The sequence below is a fragment of the Salipaludibacillus sp. CF4.18 genome (assembly GCF_051262595.1).
GTDB lineage: Bacteria > Bacillota > Bacilli > Bacillales > Salisediminibacteriaceae > Salipaludibacillus > Salipaludibacillus neizhouensis.
Map to the genome: position 1 here is coordinate 1 of NZ_JBIMEV010000003.1, position 23,515 is coordinate 23,515.

20 protein-coding genes are annotated in these 23,515 nt (G+C 36.5%); 8 read left to right on the forward strand and 12 right to left on the reverse strand.

Annotation, left to right across the window (positions count from 1 at the left end):
* The first annotated feature begins 382 nt into the window (after positions 1–382).
* Positions 383–727, forward strand: coding sequence for a cupin domain-containing protein (locus ACHABW_RS02940; protein ID WP_435753977.1), 345 nt, complete (start codon positions 383–385; stop codon positions 725–727).
* Positions 728–954: 227 nt separating this feature from the next.
* Here the strand turns inward: ACHABW_RS02940 and ACHABW_RS02945 are convergent, their stop codons facing one another.
* Positions 955–2,163 (reverse strand): MFS transporter, encoded by a 1,209-nt coding sequence (locus ACHABW_RS02945; RefSeq protein WP_435754140.1) that lies wholly within the window; start codon positions 2,161–2,163, stop codon positions 955–957.
* 276 nt (positions 2,164–2,439) lie between these two features.
* On the opposite strand from ACHABW_RS02945, the gene ACHABW_RS02950 reads away from it, so the two are divergent.
* Entirely contained in the window at positions 2,440–3,342 is a 903-nt protein-coding gene (locus ACHABW_RS02950) for an acyl-ACP desaturase (RefSeq protein ID WP_435753978.1), read from the forward strand.
* Between the two features lie 74 nt (positions 3,343–3,416).
* On the opposite strand, the gene ACHABW_RS02955 is transcribed toward ACHABW_RS02950, so the two are convergent.
* From ACHABW_RS02955 to ACHABW_RS02970, 4 genes are all read right to left on the reverse strand, one after another.
* Entirely contained in the window at positions 3,417–3,659 is a 243-nt protein-coding gene (locus ACHABW_RS02955) for a hypothetical protein (RefSeq protein ID WP_110935418.1), read from the reverse strand.
* 501 nt (positions 3,660–4,160) lie between these two features.
* A complete protein-coding gene (locus tag ACHABW_RS02960; protein WP_435753979.1) occupies positions 4,161–4,940 on the reverse strand; it encodes a DUF4198 domain-containing protein in 780 nt (259 codons plus the stop codon).
* A gap of 117 nt (positions 4,941–5,057) precedes the next feature.
* A complete protein-coding gene (locus ACHABW_RS02965; RefSeq protein WP_435753980.1) occupies positions 5,058–6,731 on the reverse strand; it encodes a ribonuclease J in 1,674 nt (557 codons plus the stop codon).
* A gap of 207 nt (positions 6,732–6,938) precedes the next feature.
* Positions 6,939–7,979 carry a hypothetical protein gene (locus tag ACHABW_RS02970; protein WP_435753981.1) on the reverse strand — a complete coding sequence of 347 codons (1,041 nt, stop codon included), beginning with the start codon at positions 7,977–7,979 and terminating at the stop codon, positions 6,939–6,941.
* Between the two features lie 173 nt (positions 7,980–8,152).
* On the opposite strand from ACHABW_RS02970, the gene ACHABW_RS02975 reads away from it, so the two are divergent.
* From ACHABW_RS02975 to ACHABW_RS02985, 3 genes are all read left to right on the forward strand, one after another.
* Positions 8,153–8,305, forward strand: a complete 153-nt coding sequence (locus tag ACHABW_RS02975; protein ID WP_435753982.1) for a hypothetical protein — start codon at positions 8,153–8,155, stop codon at positions 8,303–8,305.
* Positions 8,306–8,421: 116 nt separating this feature from the next.
* A complete protein-coding gene (locus tag ACHABW_RS02980; RefSeq protein WP_435753983.1) occupies positions 8,422–8,757 on the forward strand; it encodes a YfhD family protein in 336 nt (111 codons plus the stop codon).
* An 83-nt stretch (positions 8,758–8,840) separates the two neighbouring features.
* Positions 8,841–9,410 carry a potassium channel family protein gene (locus tag ACHABW_RS02985; RefSeq protein ID WP_435753984.1) on the forward strand — a complete coding sequence of 190 codons (570 nt, stop codon included), beginning with the start codon at positions 8,841–8,843 and terminating at the stop codon, positions 9,408–9,410.
* Positions 9,411–9,441: 31 nt separating this feature from the next.
* Here the strand turns inward: ACHABW_RS02985 and ACHABW_RS02990 are convergent, their stop codons facing one another.
* Positions 9,442–10,305, reverse strand: coding sequence for a DUF421 domain-containing protein (locus tag ACHABW_RS02990; protein ID WP_435753985.1), 864 nt, complete (start codon positions 10,303–10,305; stop codon positions 9,442–9,444).
* Between the two features lie 98 nt (positions 10,306–10,403).
* Here ACHABW_RS02990 and ACHABW_RS02995 point away from each other — a divergent pair, with 98 nt between their 5' ends.
* Complete coding sequence (locus ACHABW_RS02995) at positions 10,404–10,769, forward strand: DUF4363 family protein (protein WP_435753986.1); 366 nt, start codon at positions 10,404–10,406, stop codon at positions 10,767–10,769.
* Positions 10,770–11,918: 1,149 nt separating this feature from the next.
* The gene (locus tag ACHABW_RS03000) at positions 11,919–14,516 is read left to right on the forward strand and encodes a LamG-like jellyroll fold domain-containing protein (RefSeq protein WP_435753987.1); all 2,598 of its coding nucleotides are present in this window, start codon (positions 11,919–11,921) and stop codon (positions 14,514–14,516) included.
* Between the two features lie 206 nt (positions 14,517–14,722).
* Here the strand turns inward: ACHABW_RS03000 and ACHABW_RS03005 are convergent, their stop codons facing one another.
* The 4 genes from ACHABW_RS03005 to ACHABW_RS03020 form a co-directional block, all read right to left on the reverse strand.
* Positions 14,723–15,289 (reverse strand): GNAT family N-acetyltransferase, encoded by a 567-nt coding sequence (locus tag ACHABW_RS03005; RefSeq protein WP_435754141.1) that lies wholly within the window; start codon positions 15,287–15,289, stop codon positions 14,723–14,725.
* A 285-nt stretch (positions 15,290–15,574) separates the two neighbouring features.
* Complete coding sequence (locus ACHABW_RS03010) at positions 15,575–16,327, reverse strand: GNAT family N-acetyltransferase (protein WP_435753988.1); 753 nt, start codon at positions 16,325–16,327, stop codon at positions 15,575–15,577.
* A gap of 201 nt (positions 16,328–16,528) precedes the next feature.
* Complete coding sequence (locus ACHABW_RS03015; RefSeq protein ID WP_435753989.1) at positions 16,529–17,254, reverse strand: metallophosphoesterase family protein; 726 nt, start codon at positions 17,252–17,254, stop codon at positions 16,529–16,531.
* Positions 17,255–17,321: 67 nt separating this feature from the next.
* A complete protein-coding gene (locus ACHABW_RS03020) occupies positions 17,322–18,167 on the reverse strand; it encodes an alpha/beta fold hydrolase (protein ID WP_435754142.1) in 846 nt (281 codons plus the stop codon).
* Between the two features lie 293 nt (positions 18,168–18,460).
* Between ACHABW_RS03020 and ACHABW_RS03025 the strand changes: the two genes are divergently transcribed.
* Entirely contained in the window at positions 18,461–20,203 is a 1,743-nt protein-coding gene (locus ACHABW_RS03025; protein ID WP_435753990.1) for an EAL domain-containing protein, read from the forward strand.
* Between the two features lie 120 nt (positions 20,204–20,323).
* Here the strand turns inward: ACHABW_RS03025 and ACHABW_RS03030 are convergent, their stop codons facing one another.
* Positions 20,324–21,733: a glycoside hydrolase family 1 protein gene (locus ACHABW_RS03030; RefSeq protein WP_435753991.1), complete on the reverse strand. Its 1,410-nt coding sequence runs from the start codon at positions 21,731–21,733 to the stop codon at positions 20,324–20,326.
* A 155-nt stretch (positions 21,734–21,888) separates the two neighbouring features.
* Positions 21,889–23,325, reverse strand: a complete 1,437-nt coding sequence (locus ACHABW_RS03035; RefSeq protein WP_435753992.1) for a 6-phospho-beta-glucosidase — start codon at positions 23,323–23,325, stop codon at positions 21,889–21,891.
* Positions 23,326–23,515 lie beyond the last annotated feature (190 nt).

Consider the following 23,515-nt stretch of genomic DNA (forward strand, 5'->3'; position numbering starts at 1 on the left):
AACTGGGCATATTATATTTTTTCGACAACGATTTGTATCCAAGATTCCCATACAAATACTCGGTGAAGAGCTTTATTTTAAATTCTTCACTATATTTGGCCATAAAAACACCCCCGAAAGTTAGATTTTCTACTCTAACTTTCGGGGGTCGGTACCCAAGGGAACTACTATAAAGTGAAAGCATTAATTTAATCGTTCCACGTTTGTGCACCGGTTTCAAGGTCCGAGTCTTTGATTTCAGACATAATATTTTCCAACATCCTATTATTTGTGATTTAAATCACCACGTTTACCTTAAAAGAGTATTACTATTACCTTATAAGGTTCCTTAAGAGTTACCATAAGAGTTTTATACGATAAAGAAATGAAAAGGGGTTTTAAAATGAAAAAACATAATGTGAATGAGTTTATAGAATATGGCGAAGATAGATTTACGAAACGAATCATTTATAAAGAAAAAGACAGTACAGCATTTGTTTTAAATTTTAAGCCAGGTCAATCACTTCCTGCTCATAAACACCCAGGTTCAACTGTCTATTTAATGGTTTTGCATGGGAATGGTGAATTTACAATCGATGGAGAGACAGTATCTGCTTCTGTGGACGATGTTTTTAAAGCAATAGGCAGCAATGAAGAGATGGCTTTTGAAAACACAGGCAACGACAATACAAGTCTCTATGTCCAGTTAATGAAAATTCCGGATGAAAAGTACGCGAGAAATATATAACTTAAGTGTACAGAAAATAAGAAAAACGGCATAGCCGTCTTTTGTTATATACAGCGTCAGCTTCCGCCGCCCCCGAGTAGCACCTACTTAGTTCGTGTAGGTGCTACTCGAATGGAGGTCGGTTTCCCTTGATAAATGCGTCGTGAAGGTAGCTTGTAATTTCACTTTATCAGCGGCCTCTATCAAATAAGCGAGCGGAGATTGATATCCACTCACTTATTTAATTTTTATTTGGGTTTGATACTAACTCCTTTATCAACTTTCGTTCCAGGCATATCTTTCTTCGTTTTCATATGAGGGATAACCTTGTATTTTACAATCAAAACATTGAGGAACAAAAGAACCGAAGAAATAATAAACAAACTTCTAATTCCAGCTATTGATGCTATCCATCCACCTGCGACCGGTCCAACCATCGTCCCTAAATACATAAAGCTATTAGAAAAACCATAAGTTCGGCTTTCCATCCCTTCTGGTGAAAAGTGACGTAAAAGCGAATTTATTGCTGGTAATAGTCCTCCTATACAAATACCTAATAGAAATCGGAAGATAAGTAATTGCCAATAACTTTGCACAAACGCTTGTGGAAAACTAATAATCGCAGCAAATAAAAGTGCAAATAATAACACAAAATGATGGCCTTTCCGGTCACTGAGTTTGCCTAAAAACGGGCTTACAGACATGTTTGCGAAGCCCATCACCGACATGGCCAGACCAGCGTAGAAAGCAACATTTTGTGAAGGACTAAGCTCTTGGACAAACAAAGATAAAAGTGGATTAATTCCTATTAATGCACATTGAACGATAAAAAACACGAAAAATAGTGATAAAACGGGGGATGTGGAGATAATTTTTTTAAAATCCTGCATTGTTTTTGTCTTTACTGTTTCTTCTTTTCTCACAAATTGTTCATCCACAAACAACAACACGACAAATGCAGCGATCAAAATAGTAACTCCTGTTACATAAAAGATCATCCGAAACCCCATTAAATCAGCCATAATTCCACCTAATAAAGGTCCACAAATTGTACCTGCCACACCACCAGCTTGCAACATACCTAATGAATGTCCCATTTCTTTTTTTGGCGTGCTCATTGACATTAGTGCAATTGCTGCTGGAATAAAACCAGAGATAATTCCATTCAATAATCGAAGTAAAAGTAATGACCATGGTCCAACTGCAAATCCTGTAAGCGTTATGACAATCGCCATCCCAAATCCGGATCGAAGCAGCATTGATTTCCGGCCATATTTATCAGCAAGCTTTCCCCATAATGGTGCAAATAGAAAAGCGGTTAAAAAATTAGCCCCGAAAATTACCCCGGCCCATCGACTAATTGATTGAGGATCGGTGACTCCTAATTCTTGGAGATAAAGGGGTAAAAACGGGATGATCATTGTCATTGCACCCATGACAAAGAACTGACATACCATCAATATATATAAATTTCGTTTCCAATTTGGTTGAGACACTTTTATTCACGTCCTTCTAGTTACTTCTATTATATATTTCGTATCCCGAAGGTTTCAAGAGTAAATCTACATACATATTGCAAATTCCTTCCTGGAAGTTTCTCGGGGGTCTGACCCCATTCAAGCTTTCATGGATATCTTTGCTATTTTTCTGTATAATCAATATGAAAGCGAATTATTTTCTGAGTAGTGCGATAAACTATCCGAATTCGAAGAAACAAGAAGGAGGAACACCATTTGTTAACAAATCATTTAGATTTCAGGTTGGAACCGAAGTTAATACAAATGTATGAAGATCATAAAAAAAGAGCTGCAAAAATAGATTGGGGCTATCATGAATTTTTACCGTGGGACAAGGCTAAAAGTTTTAAAAGAGTGCCCTGGGACGAAAGTCAGGTTACTTTGCCTAGACATTTAATAACAGCTGTGGAAACTGCCCTATTAACTGAGGTCAACCTTCCTTGGTTTACGTCCCATTTGGATCAAACATTCAAAGGTTCATTAACTGTTATTCGGGATTTTGTTCATACGTGGACTGCCGAAGAAGACCAGCATTCAAGTCTCCTTGAAAACTATCTTTTAATTACTCGCAATGTAGAACCGATGCGTTTACATCAACTTCATAAACAAACGGTAGAGAGTGGATTTAATCCTGATTTCGAATCACCTTTTGAGACTATGGTATATACAACTCTACAGGAACTCGCAACGATGGTTTTCTATACGAATGTCGCTAAATTGGCTAACGGCCCGGATAAAGACCTTGCTACAATGCTTCGTCGCTTAGCGAAAGACGAAACATTACACTATGCTTTTTATCGCGATGTCATTAAATACCATCTTCAATTAGAACCTAATTATTGTTATTATTTGGGACATGTTATCAAAAACTTTCAAATGCCTGGAACAGTTATGCCAAACTTCGAGGATCGTATGTCAATTATTGCAAAGGAAGCAAATTACGGTCCTTTAGAATACTTTGATCAAGTTCTCGATGTGATTGTAGATTACTGGGAACTGGAAAAACTCCGTCCAATCGCTCCGGAAGCAGAAGAAGCTCGGCTAGACATTTTACGTTATCATGCTAGATTGAGAAAAGTTAGAGATCGATTTTATAAGAAAAAACATTCTGAGAAATAATGTAGGAAGAAAAAAGGCATGACACCTTGGTGTCACGCCTTTCCCCTCTAAATTAGAAGAAATCTAATACAAATTTAAGCTTTGCTAAATTCAATATCATTCCCCATCGATCTTAAAAACTGCTGAGCTGATTTATATGTCTCAAATCGTTGCTCATTATGCTCTTCAATCCAGCTCTCCGTATTAAAATAAATATCTTCATTTGCATCTGTTAAATCGTCTTCTATTGTCATTATTAACAATTTTTTATCATAAGTAGCCTTCACTAAAACACCACTAACAGAATGATGAAACAAACCCGTGTATACTTTTGCCATACGTTACACCTACTCTCTTGTTCTATTATAACAAAAATTTAATAATTATGAGGGATTCTAAGCTCACATTAAAAAAATGTCTCTAAAAACTGTCTAGACATTGGAAATAGTGAAGTCCCCCTTAACTATTGAAGTAGGAAGTGTGTCTACCATAGAAGCTCCAGTTTCGCTATATTTTTCACTAGAATATTAAGAATATATATTTAAAACTACAAAGAAAAGGTATAGAAGTAACTGAAATACTAGATGATGGAGATAACTTATTTTCCAGATAATAAGAAATTGCTATCATTACTACTCCCTCCTTAGAGCCTAGAGGTCGAGAAATTAAATATGAAAAAAGCACCTGAACAAAACAGGTGCTTTTCACGTGTTAATTACATGGTGATTTTATTGTTAAAGTCGTTGAATTAAGCTATGTTTTACATCAATTTTTAGCGTTTTGTCTTGCGAACTTTTTCCTGCAGCTTCTTTTCATCATACTAGTCCTACTTTTTACACCTATAAGCTTAATCTCTCGGAAACAATATAAGTCATTGTTGCCTCATATTTGGCATCACTATCTTCTAACTCCACTCGGATAAGGTAATAGTCCGATTCTCCTACTTCCCAAGAAAACAATCCTTCCTCATCCGTATTCACACGAACCTCACTTGAATCACTTCTTTTGATCACAGCCACATCAGCATTAGGAACAGGTTCCCCCTTCAACATCACTTGCGCAGAGACTGTGTTATCCGGTGCAATTGCTGTTGGGTTGAACAATGGAACAATCTCAGCCCTGTCTAAGGTTACGTGTTTGTCATATCCTTTAAAATCTTTAACCGACTCAAGTGATGGGCATTTGCTTGCAGCAACATAGGATTTTGCGCTGCGTAAGGTAGGCTCCGTTTCATCTCCATAGGTGAAATCTCCCTTAGCGGCAATCGTATAAATACCTTCTTCTTCGGTTAGCAAAGAACCTACGTGATAGTTGTTCACACCTATTCTTTCTTCAATCTCTTCTTCTTCTCCCATATAAAAAAATGTATCTGTAATTTGCTGTTCCTCACCAGATGGGGCAGTCACTTCCACATTAGTGTCTTCTAATCCCCAATTGCGGTCCAGTCGATAGCTAGTATGCTCTCCAGAATGATTTCCAAATAGTAATTCTATATAGGATTTTTGCCCAATTTCAACAATTGGAGTGTTTGTTTGAGACCACCCATTATGTGCACTAACACTCGTCGCTACCATAAACAGCGTGACTAACATCAAACTAATAGTACTGATCATTCGCATAATTGTTCCCACCTTTAGGAATAAGTTGTTTCTTTTATATTTTTCCAAAAAGTGAAGATCTTATTACAAATGAGCAGCGTAAATCAACACTTTTTTCTATTGTTCCTAGATAGACGATTATATTTCAATAATAATTGGCACGATCATTGGTCTTTTTCTCGTATGAGATAATAAATACTTTCCAACTGTTCGTTTTATATGTTGTTTAATAATACTCCATTCTTTTCGCTCGGATGCTTTTAACTCCTCAAACGCTTTTGCAATTTGATTATTGACTTCTTTCAGCAGTTCCTCTGAATTTTTTGCATAAACGAATCCGCGGGAAATCGTATCTGGTGGTGAGATGAGTTGCTTTTCTATTTTACTTATTGTCAAAACGATGACTAGCATCCCATCTTCCGAAAGTTGCTTTCGATCGCGCAACACGATATCCTCTACGTCCCCAATTCCTATACCGTCTATGAATGTATTTCCCGCTGGAACTTTCCGTGATTGACGAGCCACCTTGTTTTCAATATCGACTACTTCGCCATTTTTCAATATAAATGTATTTCCTTTTTCTACCCCAACCTGTTCTGCTAGTAACCGATGATGGTGCAGCATTCTATATTCACCGTGAATAGGGATAAAATAAGTCGGTTTCATCAGTGTAAGCATTAGTTTTAAATCTTCTTGATAGCCATGTCCAGACACGTGCATGCCTGATGAACTTCCGGATCCGTAAATGACATGGGCACCAAGTGCATATAAGTTATCAACAATACGAGTGACATTACGTTCATTTCCAGGGATCGGACCCGCAGCGAATATAACTGTGTCTTCAGCTAAAATTTCTACATTACGGAAATTTCCAGTGGATAGCCGGGAAAGTGCAGCCATTTGTTCTCCTTGACTCCCAGTGCATACAATCGCTACTTTTTCAGGAGGCAATTCATCAATTTCATTCGCTTCAATTAACATATCATCGGGAATATCCAAATAGCCACGTTCTCTCGCAACAGCAACGACATTCACCATACTTCTTCCAAGTAGCGCCAGCTTCCGATCCGTTTTCCTTGCTGCGTCAACAACTTGTTGGACACGACTTATATTTGAGGCAAAAGTAGAAAGAATCACTTTACGTTCCGCTTTCAAAAAAGCTTCATCAACATGCTCAGCTACGATGTGCTCAGATGGTGTTAAACCCTTTCTTTCCGCATTCGTACTTTCTGACAAAAGAAGCAATACCCCTTCTTTACCAATTTCAGCCATTCTATGAAGATCAGAACGTTCCGTGCTTGCAGGAGTTAAATCAAATTTGAAGTCTCCTGTATGTACGATATTACCTTGTGCTGTGTGGAGGACAATTCCTAAACAATCAGGAATACTATGGATCTCTTTAAAAAAACTAACACTAATTTCTTGAAAAGCCACCTTTGAGTTTTCGTCTACTTCCATTAATTTTGTTTCTCTAAGCAGTTTATGTTCTCTTAATTTCAATTCAATAAGACCTAGTGTAAAACGTGTTGCGTAAATAGGGACATTTATTTTTCTTAGTAAATATGGGATGCCACCGATATGATCTTCATGCCCATGTGTCACAACCAAAGCTTTAACTTTTTCCTTGTTTGCTTCTAAATACGCCACATCAGGGATAATGACATCTACTCCTAACAAGCTTTCGTCAGGAAATTTGATGCCACAATCGATAACGATGATTTCGTTTCCAAATTCTACTGCATACATGTTTTTACCGATTTCATTCAATCCGCCTAATCCGAAAATGGATAAGACATTCTCTTTTGGACTCATATATATAACCTCCAAGTCTGATGATATAACTAGTATGCCCTTTTCATTTGCGTTTATAAGAGACGTTGTTGGTTAATCTAATATTCCATAAAATTGAGTTATCAATGAGGTCAACAAAGAAGCACACAAAAGAGGCCAGAAACTTTCATCCGCCCCCACGTTCTTTCCGCTCAAGTAAATGCTATTTACATTTTCATTGAACATACTTTATCTAAGTTTTTCTAAATTTTTCTTGAATCTTTTCATCACCATCAGGTGTATTTTTGCTTGGGTTATGAGGTAAAAAGTCCAAGGCAGCGAAGGTATAAAATCATGTATTGCAGCTAAACATTCTTCTTCCCCTGGAATTTTTCTGAATTCTAGTGTACCTTGTTCAAATGGCATACGTTTGGCAAGTATCCCCCCACTTATCGTAAATAAAGCATGATCTGGTTTACTTCTATCCTTTAAATAGCTAAATGACAGCAAAGGTTTTTTTAATAAAACCGTATGTATATAACAATTGTTATCGAAATCTTGTTTCACCTTAATTAGTGGACTCAACGATTTTGACAACCATTCCATATAGTAAAAAGCCATCCACTGTGCATTCTTTCTATCTGGCAACGGTAATTTTTGCACAGAACATACAGAATGATTTTCATTAACAATGGACTTGGATATCTTATCTTTTTCATGACGACTTGTACCTAACTGCTTATCACCAACACGTTTGTTACTTAAATTCTTTTTTAGTTCGAGGGTAACTTCATTTAATGATACTGATTCTTCATCGGTGGCATCTGTTCTCAAAGTCGTTACAGGAATACCGTATGAGCGCATAACAGCTTCCGCTTCATCTTGTATTATCACGTTCCTGGAATTTTTCTGTTCTCCCGCAACTGGACAACGAATATAAATAATCTTTTTCAATCTATTTTTCTTGGCCGTCTGTGCAAAATTATCAGCAGCAATGATATTCAGATCTTCCGTCCTTGCTTGTGTTAAATGATTGATTGTATGTAATGATTGCACAAAATAAATACCATAATCAGCTTCTTCTATGCAGTGCTCTACTTCCCATAACATCAAAGGATTACAGGATCGCCAAATGATATTCTTACAAAATAATTCTTGTTTCGGAACAGACGCTGCGAGTGCAACGATCTGGAAATCTTGTTGTAACTCTTTGATTAAATGTCTCGCTAAATCACTATTGGCTCCTGAAATGATGATTTTAGGAGTCTCATCTTGTTCTTGAACCATCATGACTCGTCACTCCTTCCATAACCTTTAATTTTGTCGCCTCTCCCCTCCTGATTATATAGTATATGACTCACCGGTTAATCTCCATTAGAATGAGCGAATTCAAGTATAGAAACATATCTTCAAACTAATAATAAGTTATGGTTTTTACACACCTTATAAAGGAGGAACTAATTGTGGAAAACAAAGAACCAGAACGATTTACGGCAGCGGATCTTAGTCCTGAGCAGTTGAACGATCTCGAATTTTTTGAGAAGGATTTGCGAAGTGATTCGAATAAAGAGATTATATTAGTAGCATATGAAGAAAAGAATGAAAAATCACATTAAAGATTTGAATAAATGACTATAAAGGAGACATTTTCCTCTATATGTATACTCACCGGTTAGATGAAGGACAATAAGGTGTATTACATTGTGTTTGTATGATTAAAGGAGGTACTCACATGGCTAAAGATAAAAATAAAGACAAGAATCACGAAAATCTCACCGCGGATTTAGGGGGGATGGGACTTTACGGAACAACTGGAAATGTTGAAATAGAAGGATATACCATGTCTGGAGATATTGAAAATGCCGGGCAACTTGACAAAGGTTATAAACGTAACAAGGAACATGAAGGTGCCGTTGCTTCCTTTTTAGAAGACGACTTGCCTGTAGGTAAAAATGAAGATGTTGAATATGACCCAAAACTGGCGGATCATGAGGATAAAGAAGCACAGCAAAGAGCTGACGAGGCGGATAAGCGAGCGGAGCACCGTACAAATTTGTATGACAAATGATAAGTAAACATTTTTCGGAATGATGTAGCAAAGGTCTTTTCACAGACCTTTGCCTCGCCATTCATTCAATAGGGAGAAAAACGATGATTTTTAGCCTGATTAAAAAAGTTCTTGATAAAACCATCAATATAGAGCACTGGATTCTGATAGTAAGCGGTTTCGATTTTATCATTATAAGTTCACTAATCATGTATTTATTAGAACCAACTGAATTTAATTCTCTATTTAATGGTTTTTGGTTTGTTATGTCAACTATTTCTCAAGTAGGTTACGGAGATTTTGCTCCTGAAACAGTTTTAGGTAAGCTTTACAGTATCTTACTTTATATCGTCGGCGTTGGTTTTTTTGCCATTATGATCGCTAAATGGATTGACTTACTTAATAACTATCAAGAATTAAAGGAGATGGAAATACTGGGTTACTCCGGGGAAAATCATATCGTTTTGATCAATTGGTCTCAAAAAACAAAAATTACAATAGAAGAGATGGTTGTTGAAAATCCACAGGTTTCCATTGTTATCATTGATCAAATGAAGGAATCACCTTTAGATCAGAAAAATGTTCATTATATTGAAGGAACTCCATTAAAAAAGGATACTCTTCAACGAGCAAACGTATTCCATGCAGATTCCATCGTCCTTTTTCTAAACTAATGGCTAAAAAAGCTTTGTATAAATAACCTCATTACTCTTTTAAATACATTGTCATATTATCTAGCAAAGTTTCCATGTTTTGCGCCTGATTTTTATACATCTCTTTCGCTTCTTCATTCTCAGCTTGTAAAGAGAAATTCATTAAATTTGTTTGTAGTTGTTTTATATTTGCAGCTAATAATAGTTTCTGTTTTATTTGCGACATTTCAAGTTGATCATTAAATAAATCAATATATACATTCCCTTTTGAATCTACTTGCGCAAGAAATACTTCAGAAAATGAATTTGCTCCTTGGTTGTTTAGTTCATTTAAAAGCCATTCTTGATTGTATCCGAGCTCACTTAAATTTTTTTGCATCAAGTTTCCATCCATAATAACGATACGAGGTTGATGTTCTGGCTTGACCGGCATCCCCATATCTTTAGACGTTATTGGCTGGACACTACTTTGTTTCATCACACTTACTTGACCATTTTTCTCCATGACCGCTGATTCAACATCGGATAATTTAAACACATCTTTCTGTCTCAGATGAATCATGAGTTCATCAATTGTTAAGCTTACCTTTTTTAAGTTTTTTTCATAAACTTTCCCTTTTTCGATTAAGACTGTCGGACTACCTTCTGAAAATTTCCTAAATCCAAATGACCTCATTTCTATTTGTGAAATAATCATTGGTAAGAGAGCCCAAACGATCATCCCAACAATAAAATTAGATACTCTTACTTGCGTTCCGAAAGTTAGTTCCGCAGCAATACTACCGATAGCAATTCCGACAATATATTCATAATAGGTCATATCGGTCAAATGCTTTTTGCCCATCATTCTTGCTAAAATAAATAACACGATAAACCCAAGTATCCCTCTTATAACGACTGTTCCTATTTCAGTCACTATTATTCCCCCTTATTTTATATATACGTACTATTTTTCCATTATTGGGCAATCTATAAAGAAACATACATCATTTACTAATTTAAGGAGTGTTTACTTTGACTAGAAAAATTTTAATTCTTTGTCTGGGATTGTTGATGACTTTATGCATGCTTTCTGGGTGTTCTACAGCTGAGATTTTCCAATCCAAAACGGACGAGGCACTCTTCAACGATATTAATGATCTGTACGAGCAGATTGATAAGGAAGAATGGGATGGTGCACTTTCGAATGTGAACAAATTTCAGAAGAATTATGAAAAACAGAAGTTGAAACTATTAATGTTGGGTACAATTGATTATTACCATGAACTCGAACTAGAAGTTGAATCCCTTAAGGAATATGTAAAAGATGAGGATGATGTGGAGAGCAAATTAGGATTAAATGAAATTAAATATAGATTATTCACAATCTATAATTTGTAAGGTTTACTCTAAGTTAATACAATTTCTTGCATATACTTTTAGCAACCTAAATTGTATACCTTTGCATTAATCTAATGAACATACTGTAAACAATATGGACATACACTTTCACTAACAGTGAGGTGGATTACTTGTCCTATTTATATGTGAATGAATGGCTATTTTTTGTTATATCTGAAGGGCTTACTTGGATTTTTTTAGGTATATTCCTTTTTAATCGCTATACTCTTCGATTCGTCCGACTAAATCGATTGTTCTTGACCTTGATTATCTTTTGTACGATTTTCCAGTTTGGTTTGGTTTTCATTGACTACTATATAACAAAACATATTTCCTTGTTTCAAATCATTATAATCCTGTTTATCGTCTATGCGATGACTTTAGGAAGTGCTGATATTCAGCGTCTCGATAAATATCTTTTATCTAAATTCACTAATCACCGATCCGTCATGAATGAAGATTTATATTCGTATGTAAATTACCGAAAAAATCTCTTTCTCATTCATACTATAGCCATAGTTTTTGTTCATTTTATCTGGCTTATTGCCGACAATAGTATAACTTTGTATTTACGTGAATTAAAAGTTTTTATGTTTACTCATACTTACTTATCTGAGTTTCCACTTTTATTTAATCTTCACGCACTTAATAGACTTAGTTTCATCTGGATTATTATGTATTGCTTTGATTTATTCATTTACCTCATCTATACATCTTGGCAAATAAAAAATCCGTAATTTAACTCAGAGAATCCATTAGTAAAGATATATCATGCCGTGTAAAGAATCTCCTGCATAATTCATCTTTTTTAACCTCCTCTAAAATCATTTCCTTTACTATTAACAAAACCACAAAATTAAAGCTCTTTTTCGTAAAAAGGCTTATTTCTTTCGGAACTTAAATGTCTCAAGATATAGTTAATGTTTGTATAAACCATATAGGTACTTGTATCAAGTGATTTTTCCCCTTGTTAGTTCTTTCAACTTATAGTATCGTTAATATATTCATAAATATATTAATATGTTTATGTTTTAATTTCTACTTGAATTTTGAATAAGGAGGGAAGAGATTCGATTTTATGAAGGTAAGGACTTTTGTGTAAAGAAATGATCGCGTTTACATTTTGTTTTATAGAGAGGAGAAAGTAGAATGCAAAAAACAACTAAAAAGAGAATAGGGCTTATTTTATTTCTATTACTATTAATTATTCCTATTACGGTGTTTAGTCAAGGCTATAGTGGTAAAAATAATGCCAATAGCAATAAGCCCAACCAAGAAAATCAAAAGGAGGTGCCTAGTTTTCAAGAGGCTTCCGTTCATGACCCTTCTATTATTAAAGCCGGAGATACGTATTATGCTTTCGGTACTCATATTGATGCTGCGAAATCAACTGATCTAATGGAATGGTCTAATTTTACGAACGGATATACAACCCCTGATAACACTTTATATGGTGACTTATCTGAAAACTTAGCTGGTTCGTTTGAATGGGCAGGTGAAGATGACTCGGATAGTGCCGGTGGTTTTGCTGTTTGGGCACCAGAAGCCGTTTGGAATGAACATTACGAACATGAAGACGGTTCAACTGGCGCATATATGATGTATTACAGTGCCTCATCAACATATATACGATCCGCCATCGGTTATGCTGTATCTAAAGATGTAGAAGGTCCATATAATTACGTCGATACCATTATGTATTCTGATTTCCATGAGAAAGAAGATATAAAAGATGCTGGTAGCGATGTAAATAAAAACTGGAAAAATACCAATCTTCCAGACCTTATTGAAGATGGTACGATTGAAGGAATAAGAGATGAATGGTTTCTAGATAATGGTGGATACAACTACAATGATTTCACCAATTCAATTGATGCTAACTTGTTTTTTGACGAAGACGGAAAGATGTGGATGACTTACGGCTCTTGGGCAGGTGGGATATTCATTCTCGAAGTAGATCCGACTACCGGTCAACCAATCTATCCTGGTAAAGATGGTGTGACAGAAGATGGTAGAATGATAGACCGCTATTTTGGAACTAAAATATCTGGTGGATATGGTCGTTCAGGTGAGGGTCCATACGTAAACTATGATGAGGAAACTGGCTATTACTTCTTGTATGTTACATATGGCTGGTTAGGTGCCGACGGTGGGTATCAAATGAGATCCTTCCGTTCTGAGAATCCTGAAGGTCCATATGTAGATGCTGCTGGAGATCCGGCTATTTTACCTGATTCATTAGACAATGGAATTCCGGGAAACAAACCTGATTCTCTGGAACATGCTGATCACGGAAATAAATTAATGGGCAACTTCTTATTTGAAAGAAAAGTCGGCGATCCTGGGTCTGGAAATGGCTACGGTTACATGTCTCCTGGTCACAACTCTATCTTTACAGATCCCGATACTGGAAAAAGATTCTTAGTTTTTCATACACGATTCCCTGACAAAGGTGAAATGCATGAGCTTCGTGTTCACCAAATGTTTGAGAACAAAGAAGGATGGCTAGTGGCCGCCCCTTATCGTTATGCAGGGGAAGAACTTGCTAAGGTAAACCGGCAGGACTTGATCGGTGACTATCAGTATATCAATCATGGAAGCGGAATTACTGGGGATCTCGAAAAAGCCTCCTACATTTCTTTAAACAAAAATAACAAAATATCTGGTGCAGTGGAAGGTTCTTGGAAAAAAACCAGTCACAATCAAGCAGAAATCACGATTGATAACGTGACTTATGATGGCCTATTTATCGAACAATGGGACCATAGCTCGGAAAGTTACGTGATGACATTTACGGCTATGTCTAAGGAAGGCGTCACTGTTTGGGGCAGCAAAATGCTTGATAAAACAGACGGAGAGATTGTCGAAGATGTCGTAAATGATTTAAGTCTCGGTGACATCGATAATGTTATTTCTAACGTAACCCTTCCCGTTGAAGGTACTCGCAATTCAGAGATTACGTGGGAAACTTCTGACGAAACTGTTGTCACGGATTCAGGTGAAATCAACCGACCAGATGTTGATGCTGACTTTGCGACAGCGACGCTTACAGCAACAATCACAAAAGGTGACGTCTCCGAAACTAGAAATTTTGATCTCACCGTTTTACCAATGAAAGAAGCTGGCTTAGTCGCGCATTATCCGTTTGAAAATGGTCTTGAAGAAAGCACGGGTAACTTCGATTCAGGTGCGTCTACTGGTGATAGACTTGATAATTCAGGTGGTACGATCACATTTGAAGATGGTCAACTAGGGCAAGCAGCTGCCTTCGATGGCAATTCCGGGGTTCGTTTACCAGATGGGCTTATTTCCAGCGACGCTTATTCGGTATCACTTTGGTTAAAGCCTGAATCCTTAACATCGTTCACGACCGCTTTCTTCGGTGCGACGGATGCAAACAACTGGATTAGCCTCCTTCCATCTGGGACAGATGATCTTAAAAATACGATGGTTTGGTCAGGCAGTTCAACTTGGTATGATGCCAATACTGAGATGACGATAGGAACTGATGAATGGACCCATCTCGCTTTCACAGTAGCAGACGGAAACATTCAAATATATATTAATGGAGAAGAGAAATACACAGGTTCTGATTTTCCAAATGTATTCACGAATACTTCAGCGAAATTTGGCTTAGGTGTAAATTATTGGGATACCCCTTATCAAGGGTTAATGGATGATCTGCAAATTTATGAAGGTCTCCTCTCCCCTGAAGAAATAAAAAATATTACAGATTCCAATGAATAAGCTGACAAAAAGTCATATTCTGTAGTCTTAAAAGCAACTAGAAAATAAAACTTTTAAAAACCTATTGGGAGAAGAGGCCTCCTAATAGGTTTTTATTTCTTCGTTCTGATTGATTATGAAGGGTGATGATTGCCCTCGGAAAGCGCCCGCCTAGAGCGGATAACGCTTCCTCTTGAAAAGAAACGTCTGCACAAACCTTTTATTTATTAGTCCAAACTAATCTTTGAAAAAACACAAGTATCCGTCAGCTCTTTCCCATCAAGAGAAAGTTCGTCATTTCTAAGTATACCTTCTAAAATGTACCCCAATCTTTCAGGAATCGCTCTGCTTTTAAAATTCTTAGAATCACACCTTATTTCTAAGCGTCTTGCTTTCAGCTCTTTAAACGCAAACTTGGTTATCCCTTCTACTACCTCAGTAGTATAACCCTTACCACGATGTCGAGTGTCTACCCAGTAGCCGATCTCAAACTTAGGTACTTCCCAATCAATTCGGTGCAGGCCGGACGAACAAACAAATTCACCGGTTTCTTTTAGAAAAGCCAGCAATCTAAGATCTTCTCTTTTCAAAAACTTTATGTAAGAATTTCGGATGTTAATCTCTGTTTCCTCTTCTGTAGGTTCCTTGTGAGCAAACGGCATCCATGCTTTTAATTCATTTATAGATTCTTTTATTGCCCCATTAACAGCTTTGCCATCTCCTGGTTTAGGAAGCCTTATTAAAAGACGTTCTGTTTCAAATTCCTGTGGAAAATTGAGCAGCATTGGTTTCACCTTTGAGTTTTGCAACATTTCCCCATCTCCTTAAACTTATCATTTATCTGATTATACCATTTTATAGCTATTCGTTTTACAATAGTGACCACTATTATACAAGATTTACAAATATCGAAAACAACAATATCCAAAGTTTTCTTTTCAATCTACTTTGTTTACTTATTGTGTACATTCATAATATTTAATTACTTGAACTCGGTTAATGTGACCACCAAACCGTTTAGCTAAAGTTACTTGGTTTCTTCGGAAAAAGAGCCAGCACTGTGTGCTGACTCAAAGAAATTACTTTTTAATTCTATAGTAATAACTGTACTTTTCCTCGAATCCTATTTTACTGTACAGATTTAATGCCGGAACATTCGAGATCATTACTTGAAGATATGCAAATTTAGCTGCACTCTCTTTTCCCCATTGTAAAATCTGAAGCACAAGTTTTTCTCCGTACCCGTTGTACCTATATTTTTCATCAGTAATAATGTCGTATAATCCTATGTATTCGCCTTCCAGAACGCCTCTCCCGCAGGCAACAACGTTACCATTGTCATCGATTACCATGACGTAACAAATACCAGGTACAATATTTCTTAAGATTTGCTTCATTGTTGATTGGTCGTTTTCTTTTATTTTGCTTAAACGGCAAAAAGCAGATAACCAACTATCATGTAAATACTCGTATACTTCAACGTTTTGCGCTGAATGAAACTCTATCTTTTCCAATGGGAGTAATTGAACACTCGTTATACCCTCCAGAACATAACCTCTTTCATCAAGACTCTTATCTAAATTTCGCGGAAATATTTGGGGAGTAATTTTATAAACTGTTCTCAAGTTTCTTTTTTCGTAAATCTGCTCACTTATGTCTATTTTTTGTTCCACTTCTTGTTTCGAGAAATAAAGCGCATTAATCGAATTTGCTCGTTTCGTATAACCATCTGCAAATCGTAATACCCACCCATCGAACATATGTGTTTGAAGCGCCGGTAAAGCATTCAAAGATAATTCTTCTATTTTTTGTATGAATGATTGATCTTCCATGTAGACGACCTCCATGGTCTTATAATATAAATTCTGGCAAATGGTACTTATACATATTTATTGCATTTATGTGTCTCTTTAAAACATCCATCGTTTTTATAGGTAACTTCGTTTAATTCTAGCAACTATTCATTTATACTTTTAGAATCACATACTAAATGATAGACTTAACCGCAAAATTCAATCATTGTTTATGCTAACTTACTTTCTGGAATTACGATATTTCCCATACATTAATTCATTATAATATTTTTCATATTGGGCCAATCCAAGCTCTTTCGCCTTTTTAAGCTCGGCCTCTCGATCATATTCTACCCGGACAAATTGAATAGCATTGTTTGAATGCGTCCCATCAAGGATGACATAGGACGCTGACGTTAAATCCAATGAATTTCCGACACTCCCCACGTTACAAAGGATGCCTTCTTTAAATGTGTGTAAGAACGTTGTATGTATATCACCATAGAAAACGATATCGGGCTTTCTCGAAGAAATTTCTGAATTCGTCTTCTCACTATTTTCAAACATCGATGTTCGTTTAGTATGTGAGTCGATATGAAGAATACGTTCAAACTCACTTCTAGGGGAAGCATGAATAAATCGAATGAGCTGTCCATTCATTTCAAGATCATGATGGAACTTTAATGTGCTTAAATAATGATAATCCTGCTTTGTAAGCTGATCTTGGAACCATTGAATAAATGGGTCTTTCGTAGGCAATTGAATAAATACATCCCAATTCCCCCTAACTACTTCTTCGCAATTACTTTTAATTAGTTCAATGCATTCCGATCCTTGTGGGCCTTTTCCGATTAAATCTCCCAAACAAAAAATTCTATCGATATCTCTTGAATGAATGTCCCTAAGAACTTCTTCTAATGCTGTCATATTTCCGTGTACATCAGATATAATGGCAATTTTAGTCATAACGTTGTTTTCCCCATTTCTTTTCTGATATAGTTTATTAATAGCATTCATGCCTTCACCAGTAAAGTTATATAAACTCAAGTATTAGCTTGGTTACAATTTCAGATTGCTCGTGATTCACCCAGTGAGTCGCTTCCCCAACAAAGATTAGTTCACCATTTTCACAAAAATTCAAGCTTTTTTTAGCACTTTCTACACTTAAGAATTGATCATCCATACCCCAGATAATTCTTGTCGATACAGCTATTTTCTCCGAAGGAAGCTTTGCAAAACGCATTGCTCGGTACCAGTTTAACATTCCAGTCACACTGCCTTCTTGCGACCAGGCACTATGATAGTAATCGATATCCACTGAATGGAACGTGCCTTTTTTACTCGAAGCTAGAAGAGCCCCTGTCAATCGTTTATAGTTATCTGATTTAAGAAATGACTCCGGAATATTAGGTAATTGAAAAAATAAAATATATGAGCTTTTTAACCATTGCGGAGGGTAACTAAGGATTGTTTTTTTCATAGCACTTAAGTGTGGGATATTTACGGCAACTAATTTATCTACATACTGTGGCCTGGTAGCCGTCAAATACCATGCAACAGCACCTCCCCAATCATGGCCAATAATCGTTGCGCTCTCTCTGCCACAAACTTTGATTAATCCAATAATATCATCACGCAGCTTATCCAACGTATAATTAACTATTCCTTCGGGTTTATCACTTAAATTGTAACCCCTCTGATCAGGAATGACGACTCGGTACCCCGCATTAGCAAGAGGCTCAATTTGATTTTTCCACCCGTACCAAAACTCTGGAAACCCGTGAAGTAACAATACAAGTGGTCCATCTTCTGGTCCAGCAAAAGCAACATGAAGTCTAATTCCGTTAGTCTCTATAAAATGAAAGTCGACGTCAATCATCATGTTATGATCTCCCCTTTATATAAATATAGTTTACTTAAGAATCGTAACCCATTATTTTATTAGCAGTGGATCTTAGTATATCTCAACTTAAGAATATTTAACGTGAATCATCAAGTAATTTTAACATTAATTTCCTGCACAAGGATTACTCAATCATCTAATATGCATAAAAATAATTCTTTTTCCCTCCTAATCATTACAAATTAGTTGAAAAGAAATTCATAGAAGGTATACTATTAATATGAGTCTATAAGACTATGTATATTGAATTATAACCAGGAGGTATCGTTTTGCGAAATGACAAAGCTATGGAACTAATTAATGCTAACCTAACTTCCGATAATCTTTTAAATGTTATTGAAGAGATGGGTATCGGTGTAACTATTACTGATCCACATTTGCCAGATAATCCAATTATATATGTCAATAAGCACTTCGAATCAATGACAGGCTATTCGAAAGAAGAAGTCATGTACAAAAACTGCCGTTTTCTTCAGGGACCAGAAACAAATCAAGAAGACACTGACATCATTCGTACTGCGATTAGGAACAATACACCTGCATCCCTTACACTATTAAACTATAAAAAGGACCAGACTCCTTTTTGGAATCAATTCGTCATTAGTCCAATCTTTCAAGAGAATTTGGATCTGCCGATGTACTTTATCGGTCTTCAATTTAACGTAACAAACTTAGTTGATCAAAAGAAAGCATTCGAACAACGCATCCACCAATTAACATCCTTTGATTCGTTAACTGGACTCATGAATATGACAAATTTTCGCTCATACATATCAAAAGATCTACAAAACTTTAACAAAAAGCACGAAACACGGGCAGTTATCGCAATTAACATTAATCGATTCCGCTATATTAACGAATCATTCGGTGAACATTCAAGCAATGAGATACTTATGAAATTCGCTGACCGTTTGCGTAAAAACTTACCTAATCACACAAGGATCACTCGTTACTTCGCTGATTTATTTGTCGTTTATTTAGCTGAAGATAAAGAAAATAGGCAATCTTTAGCTGAACTTTTAGCGAACTTAAACGATCAATTAACACTTCCATATTCTATTCAAGGAGAGATTATCCGTCTGAATGTTCGAATTGGTTCAAGCATTGCTCCCGAAGATGGCTCAAGTGCTCAAGTTTTAGTGAAGAATGCGGAAATTGCTATGAACGAAGTTAAGATCATTCCAAATAAATTTTATCGTAATTTTACATATGACATTCTTGACCGTATACAAAAACGTGTCCGCATCGAAAATCGATTACTTACTGCACTTGCGCAAGATGAATTCGAGCTCTATTATCAGCCGAAAATTGCTGAATTTTCAACTAGTATATACGGTGTAGAAGCTTTAATACGCTGGAACGATCCTGATAATGGGCTCATTAGTCCAGATGATTTCATCCCTATAGCTGAAGAAACTGGGTTTATTAATGATCTTGGTAGATGGATTCTTGCAGAGGCGTGTACCCAAAGTATGAAATGGAAACTAGAAGGATTAGGAGAGATTCCTGTTTCCGTTAATATTTCGGCAGTACAATTTCAACACCCTGGTTTTCTTCAGGATGTGAAGCATATAATGAGTGAAACTGGAATTAAGCCGAAAAACTTAGAGTTAGAGATTACAGAAACGCTGTTGAACGATACGAAACACATTGAAACGAAACTTCACGACTTAAAAGCACTTGGGATCGCGATAAGTATTGATGATTTCGGAACGGGATATTCTTCTATTTACTACTTGAAAAGTTTACCAATCGATATACTGAAAATAGACCGAGCATTTGTTCACGATCTCTACGAGAAAAAGAACAATCAGTCTCTTCTTCGCTCGATGATTTCACTGGGAAAATCAATGGACTTAAAGGTAGTCTGTGAAGGTGTAGAAAGCAAAGAGCAATCAGATTTTTCATTCAATAATAATGCTGACCTTATACAAGGTTATTATTATAGTCGCCCTTTACCCGTACATGCATTTAAAAATTGGCTCCAACAGTTTCAGAGCACTACGTCGTAATATAAGGACGTCAAACACTTTTTGCCAGAAAATTATAATATAGATAAGATTATACTTCCCTCAATACATTAAAAAACTGCTAAGTAATGATCCACTTAGCAGTTTCGTTTATTTATTAAATTATAACTCTTCCCCATTTGTTGCAATAACATTTTTATACCAGTTAAAACTTTTCTTCTTGATCCGTTTATTCGAACCTTGTCCTTTACTATCGCGGTCCACGTAAATGTATCCGTACCGTTTTTTGAGCTCTGCCGTTGATGCACTTACTAAGTCAATTGGTCCCCATGATGTGTAGCCTATAATATCTACTCCATCGGCAATTGCTTTTTTCATTTCTTGAATATGCGCTCGTAAATAGTCGATTCGGTGATCATCATTAACTGAGCCATCGTCTTCGACTTTATCAACTGCTCCTAAACCATTTTCCACAATAAATAACGGCTTTTGATATCGGTCGTACAGTTGATTACTTACTGTTCTAAGACCAACAGGATCAATTTGCCATCCCCACTCTGAAGCTTTCAAATGAGGATTTTTTACACCTGCTAATAGGTTGCCAGACGTTTGAGCTTTTAAATGTTCGGGATCCGTACTTGCTACAAAAGACATGTAATAACTAAAGCCGATATAATCGACCGTATTTTCCTGAAGAATTTCAAGATCTCCATCTTCCATAACAATATTAATATCATTTTCTTCTAGGTAGTTTCGCATATAGGAAGGATAATATCCTCTTGCCTGAACATCGGAAAAGAACAACGTTTTTCTGTCTTGCATCACAGCAGCCAACATGTCTTCCGGTTTTGAAGAATAGGGATACGTAAGCATGGAAGCAATCATACAACCAATTTGAAGATCAGGATTGATCTCATGTCCAACCTTAACGGCAAGTGCACTTGCAACAAATTGATGGTGTGCGGATTGGTAAATGTCTTGGTCATTCTTTTCTCCTTCTTCAAAAAGAAGGCCTCCGCCAGTAAATGGAGCATGCATAACGACATTAATCTCATTAAATGTCATCCAGTATTTCACTTTTTTATGAAAACGAGTAAACAAGGTCTTCGCATAATTTTCATAAAATGCAACCAATTTTCGACTTTTCCAACCACCATAGTTTTTCACAAGAGCTAATGGCATTTCATAATGAGAAATGGTAATGACAGGCTCAATATTATATTTTACTAATTCATCGATTACTTTTTCATAGAATTCCAAGCCTTGTTCATTTGGAGTTTGTTCATCTCCATTAGGGAAAATGCGAGTCCAGGCAATCGAAAAACGAAAGGATTTAAATCCCATTTCAGCAAACAATGCAATATCTTCTTTGTAAGTATGGTAAAAATCAATTCCTTCATGGTATAAATTGAAGTCCTTCATGGAGAAATCTGGTGGGCTCATAATTCCTTTTGGAGAAACGTCTGCCGTTGAAAGTCCTTTTCCATCTTCTTTGTATGCACCTTCTAATTGATTGGCAGCAACTGCACCACCCCATAAAAATCCTTTAGGAAACTTTTTAATTTCACTCATCAAATCACTCCTTCTAAAAATTTATCATCTATCTATCTATAAAAAGATTATTCTTTTAATCAGGACTTTGCTCGAATTCGCTAAAGGCGGACGCTTTCCGCGGGCAACCCTCAAGTCTCCGCCTATTGCTTCTTCTACTTTTTTGAACTAACTAATTAATCGATCTGCTCACCATTTGACTCAATTACTTTTTTGTACCAATAAAAGCTTTTCTTTTTCGTTCTATTCAACGAACCTTTTCCTTCGTTATCTTTATCTACATAAATGTAGCCGTATCGCTTTTTCATTTCTCCTGTAGATGCACTGACAATATCAATCGGTCCCCAGCTAGTATAACCAAGAATCTCGACACCATCTTTTATTGCTTCGCCCATTTCAGCAACATGCTTTCGTAAATACTCGATACGGTAATCATCATGAATTTCTCCGTTTTCACTCATTTCATCCACCGCACCTAGTCCGTTTTCTACCACAAACAATGGCTTTTGATATCGATCATATAATTGATTCGCTGTAATTCGAAATCCTTTAGGATCAATCGTCCATCCCCATTCAGACTTCTCTAAATATGGATTTTCAACGGAACCAAAGATATTTCCGCTCGTTTGGTTCTTTAATACTTCTGGATCTGTACTCGTTGAACGGCTTGCATAATAACTAAATCCTATATAATCAACAGTATGAGCTTTGAAAAGTTCTTCATCTTCTTTTTCCATATCGATACGAATATTGTTTTCCTTAAGAAATCGCTTTGCATAGCCAGGGTAAGCGCCCCTTGATTGCACATCAATAAAAAAGAACGATTCCCGGTCTTTTTCCATCCCATCAAAAACGTCATCAGGGTGACATGTATAAGGATAAGTAGAACCAGCAGCGAGCATACAACCAATTTTCGCTTCCGGAATAATCTTATGACACGCCTTTACCGCTAATGCACTTGCAACCAACTGGTGATGTGCCGCTTGATATTTGATCTGTAATTCGTTATCTCCTTCTTTAAAAACGAGCCCAGCACCTACGAACGGTAAATGCAGCAGCATATTAATTTCATTAAATGTCATCCAATATTTCACTTTATCTTTGTATCGCTCTAAAATAGTTGTTGCATAGTTTTCAAAAAACTTTACAAGTTTACGGTTTCTCCAGCTACCGTATGTTTTGATTAAGTTAACTGGCACATCGAAATGAGCAATCGTAACAACTGGTTCAATGCCGTACTTTAACAATTCATCGAATAATTGATCGTAGAATTTTAAACCAGCTTCATTCGGTGTTTCATCATCCCCGTTCGGAAAAATTCGTGACCATGAAATGGATACTCTAAGAGATTTAAAGCCCATCTCAGCAAATAAAGCAACATCCTCCTTATAGCGATGATAGAAATCAATTGCTTCATGGGATGGATAAAACTCTCCCTCTTTGGGTTCTAAACTATCGAGCTTGCCCATCATAATTTCCCATCGTTTTTGTCCCGTGGGAAGGAGATCAACAAGAGTTAATCCTTTTCCGTCTTCTAGATAAGCACCTTCTGTTTGGTTTGCGGCAATGGCACCACCCCATAAAAAGTTTTCTGGAAATATGTAATTTTTCATAGTAACCCCTCCTTATAAGAAAAACGGCATAGCCGTCTTTTATTAAATGTAGCGTCAGCTCCACCGCCCCCGAGTAGCACCTACGTAGTTCGTGTAGGTGCTACTCGAAAGGATGTAGGTTTCCCTTGATACTTGCGGTGTGAAGGTAGCTGCCAATTTTATGAATTATCTCTCTATCAAGTATCAGAAG

Excerpts from the sequence above, each read along its gene's own strand:
- ACHABW_RS02985 (WP_435753984.1), top strand. The coding sequence starts at position 8,841 with ATGATTTTTAGCCTGATTAAAAAAGTTCTTGATAAAACCATCAATATA.
- ACHABW_RS02970 (WP_435753981.1), bottom strand. The coding sequence starts at position 7,979 with ATGATGGTTCAAGAACAAGATGAGACTCCTAAAATCATCATTTCAGGA.
- ACHABW_RS03030 (WP_435753991.1), bottom strand. The coding sequence starts at position 21,733 with ATGAGTGAAATTAAAAAGTTTCCTAAAGGATTTTTATGGGGTGGTGCA.
- ACHABW_RS02940 (WP_435753977.1), top strand. The coding sequence starts at position 383 with ATGAAAAAACATAATGTGAATGAGTTTATAGAATATGGCGAAGATAGA.
- ACHABW_RS03010 (WP_435753988.1), bottom strand. The coding sequence starts at position 16,327 with ATGGAAGATCAATCATTCATACAAAAAATAGAAGAATTATCTTTGAAT.
- ACHABW_RS02955 (WP_110935418.1), bottom strand. The coding sequence starts at position 3,659 with ATGGCAAAAGTATACACGGGTTTGTTTCATCATTCTGTTAGTGGTGTT.
- ACHABW_RS03035 (WP_435753992.1), bottom strand. The coding sequence starts at position 23,325 with ATGAAAAATTACATATTTCCAGAAAACTTTTTATGGGGTGGTGCCATT.
- ACHABW_RS03000 (WP_435753987.1), top strand. The coding sequence starts at position 11,919 with ATGCAAAAAACAACTAAAAAGAGAATAGGGCTTATTTTATTTCTATTA.
- ACHABW_RS03015 (WP_435753989.1), bottom strand. The coding sequence starts at position 17,254 with ATGACTAAAATTGCCATTATATCTGATGTACACGGAAATATGACAGCA.
- ACHABW_RS02960 (WP_435753979.1), bottom strand. The coding sequence starts at position 4,940 with ATGCGAATGATCAGTACTATTAGTTTGATGTTAGTCACGCTGTTTATG.
- ACHABW_RS02965 (WP_435753980.1), bottom strand. The coding sequence starts at position 6,731 with ATGAGTCCAAAAGAGAATGTCTTATCCATTTTCGGATTAGGCGGATTG.
- ACHABW_RS03020 (WP_435754142.1), bottom strand. The coding sequence starts at position 18,167 with ATGATTGACGTCGACTTTCATTTTATAGAGACTAACGGAATTAGACTT.
- ACHABW_RS02980 (WP_435753983.1), top strand. The coding sequence starts at position 8,422 with ATGGCTAAAGATAAAAATAAAGACAAGAATCACGAAAATCTCACCGCG.
- ACHABW_RS02945 (WP_435754140.1), bottom strand. The coding sequence starts at position 2,163 with ATGGTATGTCAGTTCTTTGTCATGGGTGCAATGACAATGATCATCCCG.